Source organism: Pseudomonas sp. GW821-FHT12A04 (assembly GCF_058807755.1).
The window spans coordinates 98,566-114,187 of the sequence record NZ_JBXAQZ010000013.1 but is presented as its reverse complement, the minus strand read 5'-3'; the positions used below and the strand labels follow the sequence as shown (position 1 = coordinate 114,187).

At 61.2% G+C, this 15,622-nt stretch carries 19 protein-coding genes; 11 read left to right on the top strand and 8 right to left on the bottom strand.

Annotated features, from left to right (window positions below):
- Positions 1–2 precede the first annotated feature (2 nt).
- From AC1RS8_RS20765 to AC1RS8_RS20755, 3 genes are read right to left on the bottom strand one after another with little or no spacing between them, the layout of a single operon-like run.
- The gene (locus AC1RS8_RS20765; protein ID WP_007984128.1) at positions 3–821 is read right to left on the bottom strand and encodes a segregation and condensation protein A; all 819 of its coding nucleotides are present in this window, start codon (positions 819–821) and stop codon (positions 3–5) included.
- On the bottom strand, positions 822–1,451 hold the full coding sequence (locus AC1RS8_RS20760) for an L-threonylcarbamoyladenylate synthase (protein WP_032829738.1): 630 nt from the start codon (positions 1,449–1,451) through the stop codon (positions 822–824).
- Between the two features lie 13 nt (positions 1,452–1,464).
- Positions 1,465–2,328: a PHP domain-containing protein gene (locus AC1RS8_RS20755; protein ID WP_102669768.1), complete on the bottom strand. Its 864-nt coding sequence runs from the start codon at positions 2,326–2,328 to the stop codon at positions 1,465–1,467.
- Between the two features lie 87 nt (positions 2,329–2,415).
- Between AC1RS8_RS20755 and AC1RS8_RS20750 the strand changes: the two genes are divergently transcribed.
- From AC1RS8_RS20750 to AC1RS8_RS20725, 6 genes are all read left to right on the top strand, one after another.
- Positions 2,416–3,012, top strand: a complete 597-nt coding sequence (locus AC1RS8_RS20750) for a septation protein A (protein ID WP_090453780.1) — start codon at positions 2,416–2,418, stop codon at positions 3,010–3,012.
- Between the two features lies 1 nt (position 3,013).
- Positions 3,014–3,313: a YciI family protein gene (locus AC1RS8_RS20745; protein WP_057715934.1), complete on the top strand. Its 300-nt coding sequence runs from the start codon at positions 3,014–3,016 to the stop codon at positions 3,311–3,313.
- 122 nt (positions 3,314–3,435) lie between these two features.
- A complete protein-coding gene (locus AC1RS8_RS20740) occupies positions 3,436–3,849 on the top strand; it encodes an SH3 domain-containing protein (protein ID WP_057715935.1) in 414 nt (137 codons plus the stop codon).
- Positions 3,850–3,856: 7 nt separating this feature from the next.
- Positions 3,857–4,534, top strand: a complete 678-nt coding sequence (locus AC1RS8_RS20735; RefSeq protein ID WP_007984138.1) for a response regulator transcription factor — start codon at positions 3,857–3,859, stop codon at positions 4,532–4,534.
- 248 nt (positions 4,535–4,782) lie between these two features.
- Complete coding sequence (locus AC1RS8_RS20730; protein ID WP_090453778.1) at positions 4,783–5,232, top strand: Spy/CpxP family protein refolding chaperone; 450 nt, start codon at positions 4,783–4,785, stop codon at positions 5,230–5,232.
- A gap of 175 nt (positions 5,233–5,407) precedes the next feature.
- Entirely contained in the window at positions 5,408–6,751 is a 1,344-nt protein-coding gene (locus AC1RS8_RS20725) for a sensor histidine kinase (protein ID WP_218497013.1), read from the top strand.
- A gap of 138 nt (positions 6,752–6,889) precedes the next feature.
- Here the strand turns inward: AC1RS8_RS20725 and AC1RS8_RS20720 are convergent, their stop codons facing one another.
- On the bottom strand, positions 6,890–7,456 hold the full coding sequence (locus AC1RS8_RS20720; RefSeq protein WP_090453776.1) for an NAD(P)H nitroreductase: 567 nt from the start codon (positions 7,454–7,456) through the stop codon (positions 6,890–6,892).
- 121 nt (positions 7,457–7,577) lie between these two features.
- Between AC1RS8_RS20720 and AC1RS8_RS20715 the strand changes: the two genes are divergently transcribed.
- Positions 7,578–9,032: a TrkH family potassium uptake protein gene (locus tag AC1RS8_RS20715; RefSeq protein WP_057715939.1), complete on the top strand. Its 1,455-nt coding sequence runs from the start codon at positions 7,578–7,580 to the stop codon at positions 9,030–9,032.
- Here the strand turns inward: AC1RS8_RS20715 and AC1RS8_RS20710 are convergent.
- Entirely contained in the window at positions 8,989–10,050 is a 1,062-nt protein-coding gene (locus AC1RS8_RS20710; protein WP_079246791.1) for an AraC family transcriptional regulator, read from the bottom strand. The two genes, AC1RS8_RS20715 and AC1RS8_RS20710, sit on opposite strands and share 44 nt — an antisense overlap.
- Positions 10,051–10,209: 159 nt before the next feature.
- On the opposite strand from AC1RS8_RS20710, the gene AC1RS8_RS20705 reads away from it, so the two are divergent.
- Together AC1RS8_RS20705 and AC1RS8_RS20700 are read left to right on the top strand one after the other, a co-directional pair.
- Positions 10,210–10,521, top strand: a complete 312-nt coding sequence (locus AC1RS8_RS20705) for an Mpo1-like protein (RefSeq protein ID WP_218497011.1) — start codon at positions 10,210–10,212, stop codon at positions 10,519–10,521.
- 27 nt (positions 10,522–10,548) lie between these two features.
- On the top strand, positions 10,549–11,139 hold the full coding sequence (locus AC1RS8_RS20700; RefSeq protein ID WP_489339991.1) for an HD domain-containing protein: 591 nt from the start codon (positions 10,549–10,551) through the stop codon (positions 11,137–11,139).
- Positions 11,140–11,286: 147 nt separating this feature from the next.
- Here AC1RS8_RS20700 and AC1RS8_RS20695 read toward each other — a convergent pair whose 3' ends face one another.
- On the bottom strand, positions 11,287–12,102 hold the full coding sequence (locus tag AC1RS8_RS20695; protein WP_057715943.1) for a UDP-2,3-diacylglucosamine diphosphatase: 816 nt from the start codon (positions 12,100–12,102) through the stop codon (positions 11,287–11,289).
- 134 nt (positions 12,103–12,236) lie between these two features.
- Here AC1RS8_RS20695 and AC1RS8_RS20690 point away from each other — a divergent pair, with 134 nt between their 5' ends.
- Positions 12,237–12,995, top strand: coding sequence for a helix-turn-helix transcriptional regulator (locus AC1RS8_RS20690; RefSeq protein WP_489339990.1), 759 nt, complete (start codon positions 12,237–12,239; stop codon positions 12,993–12,995).
- 77 nt (positions 12,996–13,072) lie between these two features.
- Positions 13,073–13,966: a DMT family transporter gene (locus AC1RS8_RS20685; RefSeq protein WP_150813390.1), complete on the top strand. Its 894-nt coding sequence runs from the start codon at positions 13,073–13,075 to the stop codon at positions 13,964–13,966.
- On the opposite strand, the gene AC1RS8_RS20680 is transcribed toward AC1RS8_RS20685, so the two are convergent.
- Together AC1RS8_RS20680 and AC1RS8_RS20675 are read right to left on the bottom strand one after the other, a co-directional pair.
- Complete coding sequence (locus tag AC1RS8_RS20680; RefSeq protein WP_489339989.1) at positions 13,960–14,247, bottom strand: Rdx family protein; 288 nt, start codon at positions 14,245–14,247, stop codon at positions 13,960–13,962. The two genes, AC1RS8_RS20685 and AC1RS8_RS20680, sit on opposite strands and share 7 nt — an antisense overlap.
- A 33-nt stretch (positions 14,248–14,280) precedes the next feature.
- Entirely contained in the window at positions 14,281–15,528 is a 1,248-nt protein-coding gene (locus AC1RS8_RS20675; protein ID WP_489339988.1) for a type IV pilus assembly protein FimV, read from the bottom strand.
- Between the last annotated feature and the right edge of the window lie 94 nt (positions 15,529–15,622).

Genomic DNA, 15,622 nt, shown 5'->3' with positions numbered 1-15,622 from the left:
CGTTATTCGGCTCGGGCTCGCACGTGGATCGCGGCAAATGGCTCATTCTGCACCAGCTCGACCAGGGATTCCTTGACCAATTCAAGGATCGCCATGAAGGTCACCACCACCCCCAGGCGCCCTTCTTCAGCGGTGAACAGCTCGACAAACGGTACGAAACCGCCGCCCTTGAGCCGTTCCAACACATCGCTCATGCGTTCGCGGGTCGACAGCGCTTCGCGGCTGACCTGATGGCTTTCGAACATGTCGCCACGGCGCAACACCTCGGCCATGGACAACAGCAGCTCTGACAAGCGCACATCCGGCAACAGCTTGCGCGCCCGGGCCTCCGGGGCGTCAAGCTTAGGCACCACCACATCACGGCCGACGCGACTCAGGCCGTCGATGCCTTCGGCGGCAGCCTTGAAACGCTCGTATTCCTGCAAGCGGCGGATCAGTTCGGCGCGCGGGTCTTCCTCTTCGTCTTCGACGGTTTCGGCCCTTGGCAACAGCATCCGCGACTTGATCTCGGCCAGCATCGCCGCCATCACCAGGTATTCGGCGGCCAGCTCCAGGCGCACCGACTGCATCAATTCGACGTAGCCCATGTACTGGCGAGTGATTTCCGCCACCGGGATGTCGAGGATGTTGATGTTCTGTTTGCGGATCAGGTACAGCAGCAGGTCGAGCGGGCCTTCGAACGCCTCGAGAAAGACTTCGAGGGCATCCGGCGGGATGTACAGGTCCAGCGGCATTTCCATGACCGCCTGGCCATAGACCATGGCGAAGGGCAGTTCCTGCTGGGCTCCGGCCTGACTGTCGACGGGTTCTACTGCGGACATCTAGGCCTCGACCATGAACGGCGCAGGGTCGCCGCAACCAACGCGAATGACTTCCGGCTCGCCGTCAGCGAGGCTGATCACGGTGGACGCCTTGATCCCGCCGAAACCGCCGTCGATGATCAGATCGACCTGATGTTCGAGCAACTGGCGCATTTCGTGCGGATCGCTCAACGGATCTTCATCGCCTGGCATGATCAGGGTTACGCTCATCAACGGTTCGCCCAGCTCAGCCAGCAGCGCCAGGGCAATCGGGTGGCTCGGCACACGCAGGCCGATGGTGCGTTTCTTCGGGTGCAACAACAGCCGCGGCACTTCGCGGGTGGCGTTGAGAATGAAGGTATACGGCCCCGGCAGATGGGCCTTGAGAATGCGGAAAGTGCCGGTGTCGATCTTGGCGAACAGCCCCAGTTGCGACAGGTCGCTGCAAATCAGCGCGAAGTTGTGCTTTTCATCCAGCTGCCGCAGACGCCGAACGCGCTCCACGGCTACCTTGTCGCCGATCTGGCAACCTATGGCGTAGGAAGAGTCCGTGGGATAAATCACCACCCCGCCCTTGCGGATGATCTCGACTGCCTGTTTGATCAGGCGCGCTTGCGGGTTTTCCGGATGAATCTGGAAAAATTGACTCACATTCTCTACCTGTTCAGACGGCGGCAATAACTGGGTCATGTTTGAATCGACACCATAGCGGTGGCAGATCCTCCGGGAGTGGCCGGTATTCACCGATCTCCGACCAGCCTCCGGGGCCATGAAAATCACTGCCGGCACTGACCAGCAGACCGAACTCGCGGGCCAGAATGGCCAGGCTGCCCACTTGCTCGGCAGGCTGGTAACCATTGACCACTTCGATAGCGTGGCCCCCTGCTTGAATATAGTCGGCAATCAGGCGACGTCGCTTGCTGCGCGTGAAATCATAGTGCCATGGGTGTGCCAGACTGACCCAGGCCTTGGCCGCGCGCAGGGTTTCGACGGTTTCCTCCAGGGTCGGCCAGTGTTGCTTGACGTCGCCCAGCTTGCCGGCGCCCAGCCATTTGCGGAACGCCTCGGCGCGATCCTTGACGAAACCTTCACGCACCATCCAGTCGGCGAAATGCGGGCGGGCCGGCGCGTTACCGCTGTCGCCCAGCTCCTGCTGGATCTCCCGGGCGCCTTCAAGCGCCCCCGGCATGCCTTTGAGCGCCAGTTTGCGGCTGATTTCCTCGGAGCGTAGCCAGCGGCCATCATGCAATCTGGCGATGGCCTCGACCAACGGCGCGGCGTTCACGTCAAAACCGTAGCCCAGGATATGAATGGTCGCGCCGCCCCAGGTGCAGGACAATTCGACGCCGTTGACCAGTTGCATCCCCAGCGCGGTAGCCGCGTGCCGGGCCTCGTCGAGGCCCTCGAGGGTGTCGTGATCGGTCAAGGCCAGGACTCGCACGCCTTTCTCGAACGCCCGCGCCACCAGAACCGCAGGCGCCAGGGCGCCATCGGAGGCCGTGCTATGGCAGTGCAAATCAACATTCACAGGGCTTTGTAACCTCAAATCAGCTGGCGCTATCGCGCGCCCATATGTTTGTTATTATGCCGCCACATCCTGCTTCTGGCTGCCACTGTGAAACAATTCATCGATTTCATCCCGCTACTGCTGTTTTTCATCGTCTTCAAAATCGACCCACAGGTCGTCGACATCGCCGGTCATGAGATCACTGTAGGCGGTATTTACAGCGCCACCGCGATGCTGATCGTCAGTTCACTGGTGGTCTACGGCACACTGTTCATCAAGCAGCGCAAGCTGGAGAAGAGCCAGTGGCTGACCCTGATCGCCTGCCTGGTCTTCGGCAGTCTGACGCTCGCGTTCCACAGCGAGACGTTCCTTAAGTGGAAAGCACCGGTGGTCAACTGGCTGTTCGCCCTTGCGTTCATCGGCAGCCACTTCGTCGGTGACAGCCTGCTGATCAAACGCATCATGGGCCACGCGCTGAGCTTGCCGGAGCCGGTCTGGACGCGCCTGAACATCGCCTGGATCGCCTTCTTCCTGTTTTGCGGTGCCGCCAACCTGTTTGTCGCGTTCACCTTCCAGAGCTACTGGGTCGACTTCAAGGTCTTCGGCAGCCTGGGCATGACTTTGCTGTTCCTGATCGGCCAGGGCATCTACCTGTCCCGTCATCTGCACGATGCCGACACCACAACGCCAAAAACCGAGGACTGACATGCTTTACGCAATCATTGCCACAGACGTCGCCAATTCCCTGGAAGCCCGCCTGGCCGCTCGGCCTGCACACCTCGAGCGCCTGCAAGTGCTCAAGGGCGAAGGTCGCATCGTACTGGCCGGCCCACATCCGGCGATCGACAGCAATGATCCGGGCGCGGCGGGTTTCACCGGCAGCCTGATCGTCGCCGAATTCGATTCCCTGAGCGCCGCCCAGGCCTGGGCCGACGCTGATCCGTACATCGCCGCAGGCGTCTACGCCAACGTTCTGGTGAAGCCGTTCAAGCAAGTCCTGCCGTAACTTTCTTCTCGCAATGCCCCCACGCGGTGAACCATATCGGTTCATCGCGCTCTCAATCGCTCATTATTCTCGTTTGCCGGCCGACAACTTTCCCAATACTCGTATTGGAACCAGGAGTCGCCATGCGCAAGGGTCCGTTGTGCCTGATGTTGGTCACGTTGTCGATCGTGGCGCCCGCCCACGGTGAAGAAAACGCCGAGGGGGGCAACTCGACGCCGCTTTCCTTGAGCGCCGGAAGCCAGATCACCGAGCTGCAGCAACGCTTGAAAGAAAGCGAACGGCAACGGGAAGAACTGAACAAACAATTGCAAACTGCCGATGGCGAACGCGAAAGCCCGCTCCTGGCCCGGTTGCGCCAGGAGAACCAGCGTTTGAAGCTGCAACTCAAGGAAGCCCAGGCCAGCAGTCCGCTGCCGCGCCTGCTGACCGACCAGCAACAATGGTTCGTCATTGGCGCCGGGGTAGCGCTATTGGCTCTGCTCTGCGGTATCTTCGCCAGTGGAGCAAGTCGAAAACGTCGACAATGGCTAAATTGAGTGAGTCATGAGCGAGCTGTTACTTATTGATGATGACCAGGAGCTGTGTGAGCTCCTGAGCAGTTGGCTGAGCCAGGAAGGGTTTCAGGTTCGGGCCTGTCACGACGGCCAGAGCGCACGCCGCGCGCTGGCTGAAACCGCCCCGGCGGCCGTGGTGCTGGATGTGATGTTGCCCGATGGCAGCGGCCTGGAACTGCTCAAGCAGTTGCGCAGCGATCACCCGGACTTGCCCGTACTGATGCTCTCGGCCCGGGGCGAACCGCTGGACCGTATCCTCGGCCTGGAACTCGGCGCCGACGATTACCTGGCCAAGCCCTGCGACCCACGGGAACTGACCGCCCGCTTGCGCGCAGTCCTGCGCCGTAGCCACCCGGCGGCGGTGTCCAGCCAGATGGAACTGGGCGACCTGTGTTTCAGCCCGGTGCGCGGCGTGGTCAGCATCGACGAACAGGAATTCACCCTCACCGTCTCCGAAAGCCGCCTGCTGGAAGCCTTGCTCAAGCAACCGGGCGAGCCCCTGGACAAACAGGAACTGGCGCAGATCGCCCTCGGCCGCAAGCTGACCCTGTACGACCGCAGCCTGGACATGCACGTCAGCAACCTGCGCAAGAAGATCGGCCCACACCCCGATGGTCGACCGCGCATCGTGGCCCTGCGCAGCCGCGGTTACTACTACAGCCTGTAGGAGCAGCCGGTCGACGCTCGATTGCTCGCGATGGTCTCACAGTCAACGCGCTTTTCCAGACAGCACGCGTAATCGTTCAACTCCATCGCGAGCGAGCTCGCTCCTACAGTCAGGCACCTGGACGTTTTGTCAGGTCGGCGCAAAATCATCTTTACCCAAGCTTTACGTACCGCTGACCGCCGCTGACCTTGAACTGCGTAATCTGTACTCATCCGGAACGTACCGGGAACGAGACAAGGAGATACACCATGCGCAAGACTCTTATCGCTCTGATGTTCGCTGCTGCCCTGCCGACCGTTGCCATGGCCATGCCTGAAGGCACGGGCCCCATGGGTGGGTCGATGGACGGCTCGCGCCACGGCGGTCAGATGCACGGCATGCACGGCAAAGGCCCGTACAGTGAACTGGACCTGAGCCGCGAACAGCGCGAGCAGATCCGCAAGATCATGGGCGAGCAGATGCACGAGCGTAAGCAACTGGTCGATAAGTACCTGGAGAAACTCTCGCCAGCCGACCAGAAAGCCATGAAGGACGAGATGGCCGCTAACCACAAGAAAGCGGAAGCGGATGTGCGCGCCTTGCTGAAACCGGATCAACAGAAGAAATTCGACGAGATCCAGAAAAAACAGGCTGAACGTCGCGCCGAGTGGGCCGAGTTCAAGGCCTGGAAAGCGCAACAACCGCAAAAGGCGCAATAATGCGCTGACCACGGACCCGACGGCTGAGCACCGTTGGGTCTGACACCACACAATTCACTGTGGGAGCGAGCTTGCTCGCGATAGCGTCAGCACGTTCAACATCAACGTGACTGAAAGACCGCCATCGCGAGCAAGCTCGCTCCCACATGGATTTGTGATCGTTTGAGGATTTCCTGTGCGTTCATTGTTCTGGCGTATCCTGGCCAGCTTCTGGCTGGCCATCGCCCTGGTTGCAGGGCTTTCCATCCTGCTCGGGCACATGCTCAACCAGGACGCATGGATTCTCAGCCGCCACCCGGGCCTCAACACGCTGGCCGAAGAGTGGACGCAAACCTACGAAAGCCAGGGTGAAGACGCCGCCCAGGACATTCTCCAGCAACGCAAACGCCAGTATCACATCGACGTTCAGGTGCTTAACGAAAGCGGCGATCCGCTGGTGCGCGGCACTTTCCCCAAACGTGCGGCGGCCTTTGAAGCGCGCCAGAACAATGAGGACCGGCGCCTGCCGTGGCGGCGTCTGACCGATGAGTTCACCAGCGAAAAAACCGGTGACACCTACCTGTTCATCTACCGCATTGCGCACCCGGAACTGGACGCTTGGCACCGCGAGAGCCTGCTCTGGCCGCTCAGTGCGCTGGGGATCGCCCTGGTGGTGCTGACCCTGTTCAGCCTGCTGGTGACCTTCTCCATCACTCGCCCGCTCAGCCGTCTGCGCGGCGCGGTGCATGACCTGGGACAAACCACGTATCAACAGAACAGCCTGGTCAAGCTGGCCAACCGTCGCGATGAGTTCGGCGTCCTGGCCAACGACTTCAACCGCATGGGCGCGCGCCTGCAAAGCCTGATTGGCAGTCAGCGGCAACTGCTGCGGGATGTGTCCCATGAACTGCGCTCGCCCCTCGCCCGCCTGCGTATCGCGCTGGCACTGGCCGAACGGGCCACCCCGCAAGAACGGGAACAGCTGTGGCCGCGCCTGACTCGCGAGTGCGACCGACTGGAAGCGCTGATCAGCGAAATCCTGGTACTGGCGCGGGTCGACTCCGATAACGCCAGTGCGGAAGAGGTGGACCTGAACGCCTTGCTCTATACCCTGCAAAAGGATGCGCAACTCGGTTCACCCGAGCAACTGGTCCACCTCGAAGCCGAATCGCAACTGAATCTGAAGGGCTGGCCGACCATGATCGAACGGGCCGTCGACAATCTGCTGCGCAATGCACAGCGTTTCAATCCGGTGGGTGGCCTACCGATCGAAATGCAGGCGCTGCGTCAGGGTGAGCGGATCGTCGTGACTGTGCGCGATCATGGGCCCGGTGTCAGTGCCGAATACATGAGTCAGCTCGGTGAGCCATTCTATCGGGCGCCGGGGCAGACTGCGGCCGGACACGGCCTGGGCCTGGCTATCGCCCGGCGCGCGGCGGAGCGACATGGCGGCAGCCTGGTGCTGGCCAATCACCCGGAAGGCGGGTTCATTGCCAGCCTGGAATTGCCGTTGGTGCCGGGGGCTGTCGTACAGCCCTGAAACGGACACCCTTTGATGTGAGCTACCTGGATCTACTGTGGGAGTGAGCTTGCTCGCGATGACGGCGGCACTCTCAACAATCAAATTGACTGACCGGCCGCTATCGCGAGCAAGCTCGCTCCCACAGGTTTTGCGGTGTCAGACTTTGCCCGGCCAGGCGCTGACGAACTCGGCCAGGTCAACTTTCTCGGCCACGCGCGGTTCTTTCTGCGGTGTGCCCAGATACAGGAAAGCAATCACCTCTTCCCCTTCCGCCAGGCCCAAACCCTTAGCCACATGCGGCGAGTAGGCCAGGTCACCGGTACGCCACACCGCACCAATGCCCTGCGCATACGCCGCCAGCAAAATCCCGTGGGCCGCACAGCCTGCCGCCAGCAATTGCTCGGACTTCGGATATTTGACGTGATCCTGCAACCGCGCAATCACCACCACCACCAGTGGTGCACGCAGTGGATTATTGCGCGCCTTGTCGATGGCCGCTTCGCCGACTTCGCTGTCTTGCAGTTTCGCCGCCTCGGCCAGCAACTCGCCCATCTGCTCACGTGCCGCGCCTTCCACCGTCAGGAAACGCCAAGGCTGCAAGTGACCGTGATCCGGGGCGCGCATGGCGGCGCCAAACAGCACCTCGCGCTGCTCGGCAGTGGGTGCAGGGTCAATCAGTCGTGGAACGGAAACACGGTTGAGCAAAGCGTCGAGAGCCTGCATCGGCCACCTCCTGAAAAATTTGTGCGGCTATTCTAGCTGTAACTGTCGCAGCAGTGCCGGTTTACATGCCCTGCCCCGCAGGTAGAATGGCGCCCTTTCCACTATCAGCCGAGCGGACCTCATGGCGTTGCCGACCTTACGGATCATTGGTTTCATCATCGGCATCTTCCTGATCACGCTGGCGATCTCCATGGTCGTGCCCATGGCCACACTGGTCATTTTCGAGCGCACCAGCGATCTGCCATCGTTCCTCTGGGCCAGCATGATCACCTTTGTCGCCGGTTTGGCGCTGGTGATTCCAGGGCGCCCCGAACATGTTCACCTGCGCCCCCGGGACATGTACCTGCTGACCGTCAGCAGTTGGCTGGTGGTGTGCATCTTCGCCGCGCTGCCATTCCTGCTGACCCAGCACATCAGCTACACCGATTCATTCTTCGAAAGCATGTCCGGCATCACCGCCACTGGCGCAACCGTGCTCAACGGCCTGGACAACATGTCCCCCGGCATCCTGATGTGGCGCTCGTTGCTGCACTGGATCGGCGGCATCGGCTTCATCGGCATGGCGGTGGCGATCCTGCCGCTGTTGCGCATCGGCGGCATGCGGCTGTTCCAGACCGAATCGTCGGACCGCTCGGAAAAGGTCATGCCCCGCTCACACATGGTCGCGCGGCTGATCGTGGCGGCCTACGTCGGCATTACCATTGTCGGCAGCCTGGCGTTCTGGTGGGCCGGGATGAGCCCGTTCGACGCCATCAACCATGCGATGTCGGCCATTTCCACCGGCGGCTTCTCGACCTCCGACCAGTCTTTGGCCAAGTGGCCGCAACCGGCGGTGCATTGGGTAGCGATCGTCATCATGATTCTCGGTGCCCTGCCGTTCACCCTGTATGTGGCCACGTTGCGTGGAAACCGTCGGGCGCTGATCAAGGACGAACAGGTTCAAGGCCTGCTCGGCATGCTGCTGGTGACCTGGCTGGTGCTCGGCACCTGGTATTGGTGGACTACCCAGCTGCATTGGCTGGAAGCGTTGCGGCATGTGGCGCTGAACGTGACATCGGTGGTGACGACGACCGGTTTCGCGCTGGGGGACTACAGCCTCTGGGGCAATTTCTCGCTGATGCTGTTTTTCTACCTGGGGTTTATCGGCGGTTGTTCCGGCTCGACCGCGGGCGGGATCAAGATTTTCCGCTTCCAGGTGGCCTATATCCTGCTCAAGGCCAACCTTAACCAGCTGATTCACCCGCGGGCGGTGATCAAGCAGAAGTACAACGGTCACCGCCTCGACGAAGAAATCGTGCGGTCGATCCTTACCTTTTCGTTCTTCTTTGCAATCACCATCTGTGTGATCGCGCTGCTGCTGTCGCTGCTCGGCGTGGACTGGATGACCGCCCTCACCGGCGCGGCCAGTACCGTGTCCGGCGTCGGCCCGGGGCTCGGCGAAACCATCGGCCCGGCGGGCAACTTCGCCACCCTGCCGGATGCCGCCAAGTGGATTCTCTCGTTCGGCATGCTGTTGGGCCGACTGGAGATCATTACGGTGTTTGTGCTGTGTATTCCGGCATTTTGGCGTCATTGACCGCATCAGGTGCTTGCATCAGCCGCATCCGGTACTCGCCGGGTGTGGCATCGAACCAGCGCCGGAAAGCACGGAAGAAGTTGCTCGGATCGGCAAACCCCAGCAAGTAGGCAATTTCCAGCAAGGTCATGTTCGGTCGTGCCAGGTACTGTTCGGCCAGTTCGCGCCGGGTATCGTCCAGCAGCGCCTGAAAACTCGTACCCTCTTCCTGCAAGCGCCGCTGCAAGGTGCGCTGGGACAGATGCAGCGTCTGCGCCACGGTATCGCGCTTGGGTTCGCCTTGGGGCAACAGGCGGCACAACACCTGCCGCGCCTTGTGGGTCACCCGGCTTTCGGAAAAACGCGCCAGGTACTCGCCGGCAAAGCGGTCATGCAGCAACGCCATGGCCTCGTTGGCCGTCGGCAGCGGCGCTTCCATATCGGCGGGTTCGAAAATCAGCGCATCGTAAGGCGCGTTGAACACCAGCGGTGCATGGAAAGCTTGTTTATAGGGTTCCAGATTGACCGGCTCGGTACCTTGCAACAACACTTTGCGCGGTTGCAACGTACGCCCGGTCAACCAGCCACACAGCGCCAAGGCACAGGCCATTGAAGCTTCGGCGCTTTGCCGGGTCGGCGGCAGATGATCGCCATGCACCGTCAGAATCAGCCCGTAGCCTTCTTCCAGTAGCTGGAAACTCAGGTCGGCACTTTCGGCGATGATCCGCTGATAGCGCACCAGACGCTGAAAGCCTTCGGCCAGGGTCCGGCTGGACATCAAGGCGTAACCGGCCACATGAAACTGCGCCGGTCGCAGCACCTTGCCCATGTTCAGGCCGATGGCCGGGTTGCCGGATAGCTCGACCGCCCGTTGCCACAACCGGGTCATGGAATCCTGGGGGAAGCGTGCGTCCGGATCATCCAGTGCCGCGTAGTCGAGCCCCAACTGCTTGAACAGAGCCCGGCAATCCAGGCCGTCCATCTCCAGCGCTTTGACAATCCCCATCGCCCAGCTTGCAGAAGTCGTTCGTTCGCTCATGGCGTTTTCTTACATGGTGGCCGCATGCTACGGCTATTGACCGAAGGATACTAAAGTGGCGCCTATTGTCAGTGGCTGATGCCATTGATCACTCTAGACTCAAATAAGCTACCCGCAGAACAACTTGCAGCAAGAACAATAACCACAGAGATCGCTGTCGTGGAAAACGTCAAACGATTCAACAGCTTCGCTGAGTTCTATCCTTACTACCTCAGTGAGCACAGCAACAGTACCTGCCGCCGTTTACACTTTATCGGCACGACCCTGGTTATCTTGATTCTGACGCTGACCATTGGTCGCGGAGCATGGATTCTGTTGTGGACCCTGCCGCTGGCAGGCTACAGCTTTGCCTGGGTAGGGCATTTCTTCTTCGAGAAGAACCGCCCGGCAACGTTCCAACACCCCTTCTATAGCCTGCTCGGCGATTTTGTCATGTACCGGGACATGGTCCTGGGGCGCGTTCCGTTCTAGCTGACTTGCGTCACAAGAGAGTTACCGATGAATGCCAATGCCCGCTTCACCCACATGAAGGACGGCACACAGGAAGACTGGGCGATCATCGCCGCGGACTTCAGTGCCTATGCGCGACAATTGCCGACAAGGATCGTGGCGCACCTGAAGTTGCTGGAGGGGGATTTTGGCGGCTTCCCGGTGGATCGCCTGACCCACTCCCTGCAAACCGCCACCCGCGCCTGGCGCGATGGTCGCGACGAGGAGTACGTGGTCTGCGCCCTGCTCCACGATATCGGCGACACCCTGGGCACCTACAATCACCCGGACATCGCGGCGGCGATCCTCAAGCCGTTCGTCAGCACCGAGAACTTGTGGATGGTGGAAAAGCACGGGATTTTCCAGGGCTACTACTTCTTCCATCACTTGGGTATGGATCGGCACTTGCGCGAGCAATTCAAGGACCATCCGCAGTACCAGGCGACCGTCGAGTTCTGCGCCAAATACGATGCGGCGGCGTTTGATCCGGCGTACGAGACGCTGCCGTTGAGCTTTTTCGAGCCGATGATGGAGCGCCTGTTTGCGCACCCCAGGAATTCGATCTACAAGGCGGCGATGGAAGAACATTCGCCAGCCTGACAGATCCAGCGGGACCGCTTCGCGCTCCATTCGCGGGCAAGCCCGCTCCCACAATGGGCGAAGGTGAACGCAGCACTTGTGACCGCCAGTTAACCCTGTGGGAGCGGGCTTGCCCGCGAAGAGGCCAGTACAAACACCGAATGATTATCAGGCCAACTCCGCAACCCTGCCCGCCTTCATCTGTGCCTCGCGCGCCTGGGCATCCGCCAGGCGATACAACTCGATCGAGCCATCCCAGTGCTCGATCAGCGCGGTGCACGATTCCACCCAGTCGCCGCAATTGAGGTAGTCCACCTCGCCGACCTTGCGAATCTCGGCATGGTGAATGTGCCCGCACACCACTCCGTGCAGCTCGCGCTTGACGCATTCATGGGCGATGGCTTCTTCGAAGTCGCTGATGAAGCTGACCGCGGTTTTCACCTTGTGCTTGAGGTAGGCCGACAGCGACCAGTAGCCGTAGCCATATCGCGCGCGCCAATGATTGAGCCAGCGGTTGAGGGTCAGGGTGAATTCGTAGGCCGAGTCACCGAGAAACGCCAGCCAGCGATGGTAACGGGTGATCACATCGAACTGGTCGCCGTGTATCACCAGCAGGTGCCGGCCGTCGGCGGTGACGTGCACGGCTTCGTCGACCAACTGGATGTTGCCCAGGATCAGCTTCGAATAGCGGCGCAGGAATTCGTCGTGGTTGCCGGTGACGTAGATCACCTCGGTGCCACGCTTGCTCATGGTCAACAGGCGGCGGATGACGTTGGTGTGCGCTTGCGGCCAGTACATGCCGCCGCGCAGTTTCCAGCCGTCGATGATGTCGCCGACCAGGTAGATCTTGTCTGCGTGGTAGCTCTTGAGAAACTGCGACAGGTGTTCAGCCTGGCAATCCCGGGTGCCCAAATGCACGTCGGAAATCCATAAAGTCCGTACGCGTTGCTTACGGGTGGGTTTGGCGAGCTCGGCGCTGGTCATGGGCAACCCTCTGACAAGTTTTGCCAAGTCTGCCCCGGCCCGGTTAATGGTCCATGACAGCGTCAAGTCAGTCCTGTGACAGCGCTTGTTGGCCCGCTCGGTGTAGACTGACGCCCTGAACCGGGAGACCCGCGATGAGACCGATCCTCACGCTTCGCCAATACAGCCACGACCTGATCGTCCATAGCCACGAACACGCGCAACTGGTGTTCGGGCTCTCGGGCGCCCTGGATTTCGAGGTCGACGGCCGTGGCAGCCAGGTGGTCCAGCAGAGTTTCGTGGTGGTGCCCTCCGGAGCGCATCACGCGTGTGGCAGCACCAATGGCAGCCGTTGCCTGGTGCTGGATGTCCCCAGCGAACAATGGGTTGCCCAGTCGTTGGGCGATCACGCCGACTCCAGCCGACGCCTGCTCGACAACGCCGGGCGCCTGCCTCTGGACGCCGGGCAAAGCCAATTGGTCAGTTGGCTGGCGAACAGTCCGGTCGATGATCCGCTGATCGCTCAACAAGGCGCGGTGCTTTTGCTGGCCAGTCTCAACAACGCCAGGCCCGAGGCCGTCGGCGGTCGGCGCCTGCCCTATGCGGCGCTGAACGCACACATCGATCAGTACGCGGCGTACCCGTTGCAAGTGGCCGACCTGGCCCGGGTCGCCGGCCTTTCCAGTGCCCGTTTGCATGCGCGGTTCGTGGCCGAATGCGGGCAGACGCCGATGGACTACATCCGCAGCCGACGCCTGCACATCGCGGTGGGCTTGCTGCGCAATTCGGCGTTGCCCATCGGCGAGATTGCCAGCCGCGTCGGCTACAGCTCCCAGAGTGCCTTTGCGGCGGCGGTGCTGCGCGAGTTCGGGACATCCCCCGGAAAACTGCGGCGCGAGGCTGGCGACAAATAACGCGAGTTTGCCGACAGACTTGATGGGCCATTACGCGCTTCAATGAGGCCTCTGTTCGTTTGTCGTTAAGGATTGCAATGACTCCCCGTACCGCCCTTGGCGCCTTGCATATAGGCGCATTGATGTTCGGCCTGACCGGTGTGTTCGGCAAACTGGCCGCTGCGTCCCCGGCGATCATCGTTTTCGGCCGTGCCGCTTTCGCCGTACTCGCGCTGGCGTTTTTTGCACGGTTCGCCAGCCAGACGCGCTGGCAGAAACTCGAGGCCATGGACTGGCGTCGCCTGTTGCTCAGCGGCTTGTTGCTGGCCGGACACTGGGTGAGCTTCTTCATTGCGGTGAAAGTCGCAGGCGTGGCGATTGCGACGCTCGGTTTCGCCAGTTTCCCGGCCTTTACCGTGATCCTCGAAGGGTTGATCTTCCGCGAGCGCATCCGCGCCAATGAGATCGTGCTGGTGCTGCTGGTGAGTGTCGGCCTGGTGCTGGTCACGCCCGATTTTGACCTCGCCAGCGGCGCCACCACCGGCCTGCTGTGGGCCGTGGGTTCCGGATTGCTGTTCGCCCTGCTGTCACTGACCAACCGTGCCAGCTCCGGGCGAGTTCCGCCGGTACAGGCGGCGCTGTGCCAGAACGTGGTGGTTGCCCTGTGCCTGCTGCCGGTGGCGGCGCCTCAATTGAGCGAAGTGCGCGCCATCGACTGGCTGTGGATCGGCCTGCTCGGTGTGTTCTGTACCGGTGTCGCCCACAGCCTGTTCGTCGCCAGCCTCGCGGTGATCAAGGCACGCACTGCCGCCGTGGTGTTCGCCCTGGAGCCGGTCTACGGCATCACCGTCGCCTGGCTGCTGTTCAACGAAAACCCGACCCTGCGCATGTTGCTGGGGGGTGCGCTGATCATTGTGGCGATTGTGGTCTCCAGCCGGTTCTCAAGTGGCACAAGCAAGAAAGCCGTTGCAGCCGAGGCCGCGTCTCACTGAGTGCGGTCGTTGTGCCCCAGGTCGCGGTCCGGGTCGATCTGGTCGCGGACCCGCTGCTTGAGCACTTTGGCCTCGGGGAAGCCACCGTCCGCCTTGCGCTCCCAGATCTGCACAGCGCCACAGTAGATATGAAAGACCCCACCGGTGCCTGGCACCAGGGAGACTTTGCCCAGGTCATCACCAAAGGTGCTGAGCAGTTCCTGGGCCAGCCAGGCCGCACGCAACAGCCATTGGCATTGCGTGCAGTAGGTGATGATGATTTCCGGTTTGCTGACGGCCATGATGGGACCTGACTCCAGAGTTTGACGACGCCGCTATGATAGCCCGACCGGAGGCTGTCGAGACGGCGCAACGGGTTGCATCTCCAACTCGAACTCAGGCTCGATCATGGCCAGAGCCGCCGGCTGCGGGTTCTCGGTCAGACTGATCACGTCCCAACTCGACGCCATGGACAGCTCCTCCAGGTTGAGCCGGTACTCATCGTCAGTAGCGGATTCGCCGGATATCGCCAAACCCGGAACCACCGCCATGGCAACAGCAACCGGGACGGAATGATGGCTATCGACCCGTTCAAGCTCGTCGTTGGCCGGCACCCCGTCGCGATGCCCAGTGGATGGTTGCATGACGGAGGGCCACATCACTGGCTCGGTAAAGAGCTCAGCCAGCGGTTCATGCTGCGACGGCAGCGCCTCTGACGCTGTGGCTTGATGCTGCTGGCGGCGAACAAACCAGCCCAGCGCCAGCAACGCTATCAGCGCCGACAAACCGGCAATCGGCAGCCAGCCAATCCCGGGGTTTTCAGCAATAACGGGGGCTGGCGTCGCCACGTCGGAAGCAACCGGTTGGGCCTTTACCTTCTTGAGCTCCGCGAGTTGGGTTTGCAGTTCGGCCAAATGTTTTTTCTGGCCGGCGATCAGCTCATCCTGGTCTTGAAGCTTCGCGTTGAGCTCATCGACAGTGGTTTGCAACTGGTGGTTTTGCAGGGCGCTGGCGGCCAGTTGTTCGACAGCGGGATCAACCACTGCGACGTCCGTTTCTGGCGTCGTCCTGGCCACGGGTGACGGCGCCACGACCGGTTTCACACGAGGGAATGCGGACGCCGGGGAACCGGATGCCGCTTCATCAGCGGCGGGAACTACCCCAGGCGCACCCGGCGGATCGATCAGTAACGTGTACTCACGCAGCAATCGCCCATTAGGCTGATTGAGCTGCACGAGGAAATTCAGGAACGGCTCACTCACCGGTTTGTTGGAGGTCACCTCGATCACGCTGCGATTACCGCGCAACACCGGGGTGAACTTCAGGTTGCTGAGAAAAAACGCCCGGTCGACCCCGGCACGGCTGAACTCGTCTGCCGTTGCCAGGCTCACCGACAGCTGGTTTTCCTCCACGCCAGCAGCATCCACCAGTGCGATATCGGCACGCAGCGGTTGATTCAGCGCCGAATGCAGGGTGATTTCACCCAGGCCCAGCGCAGCCGCCCATGCCGAATAAGTGACCGCGGCCCCGGCCAGCAACCACAGAGAACCACCGCGTAAAACCAATCGCCAACACTTGAGCATGAGCATCCTTGAGATCTACAGAAACCATCCGCACGGGTTCGTACATCCGTTACGAACACGATATTGCCGAGTAGTTCTTATAGTCTGTCCAATG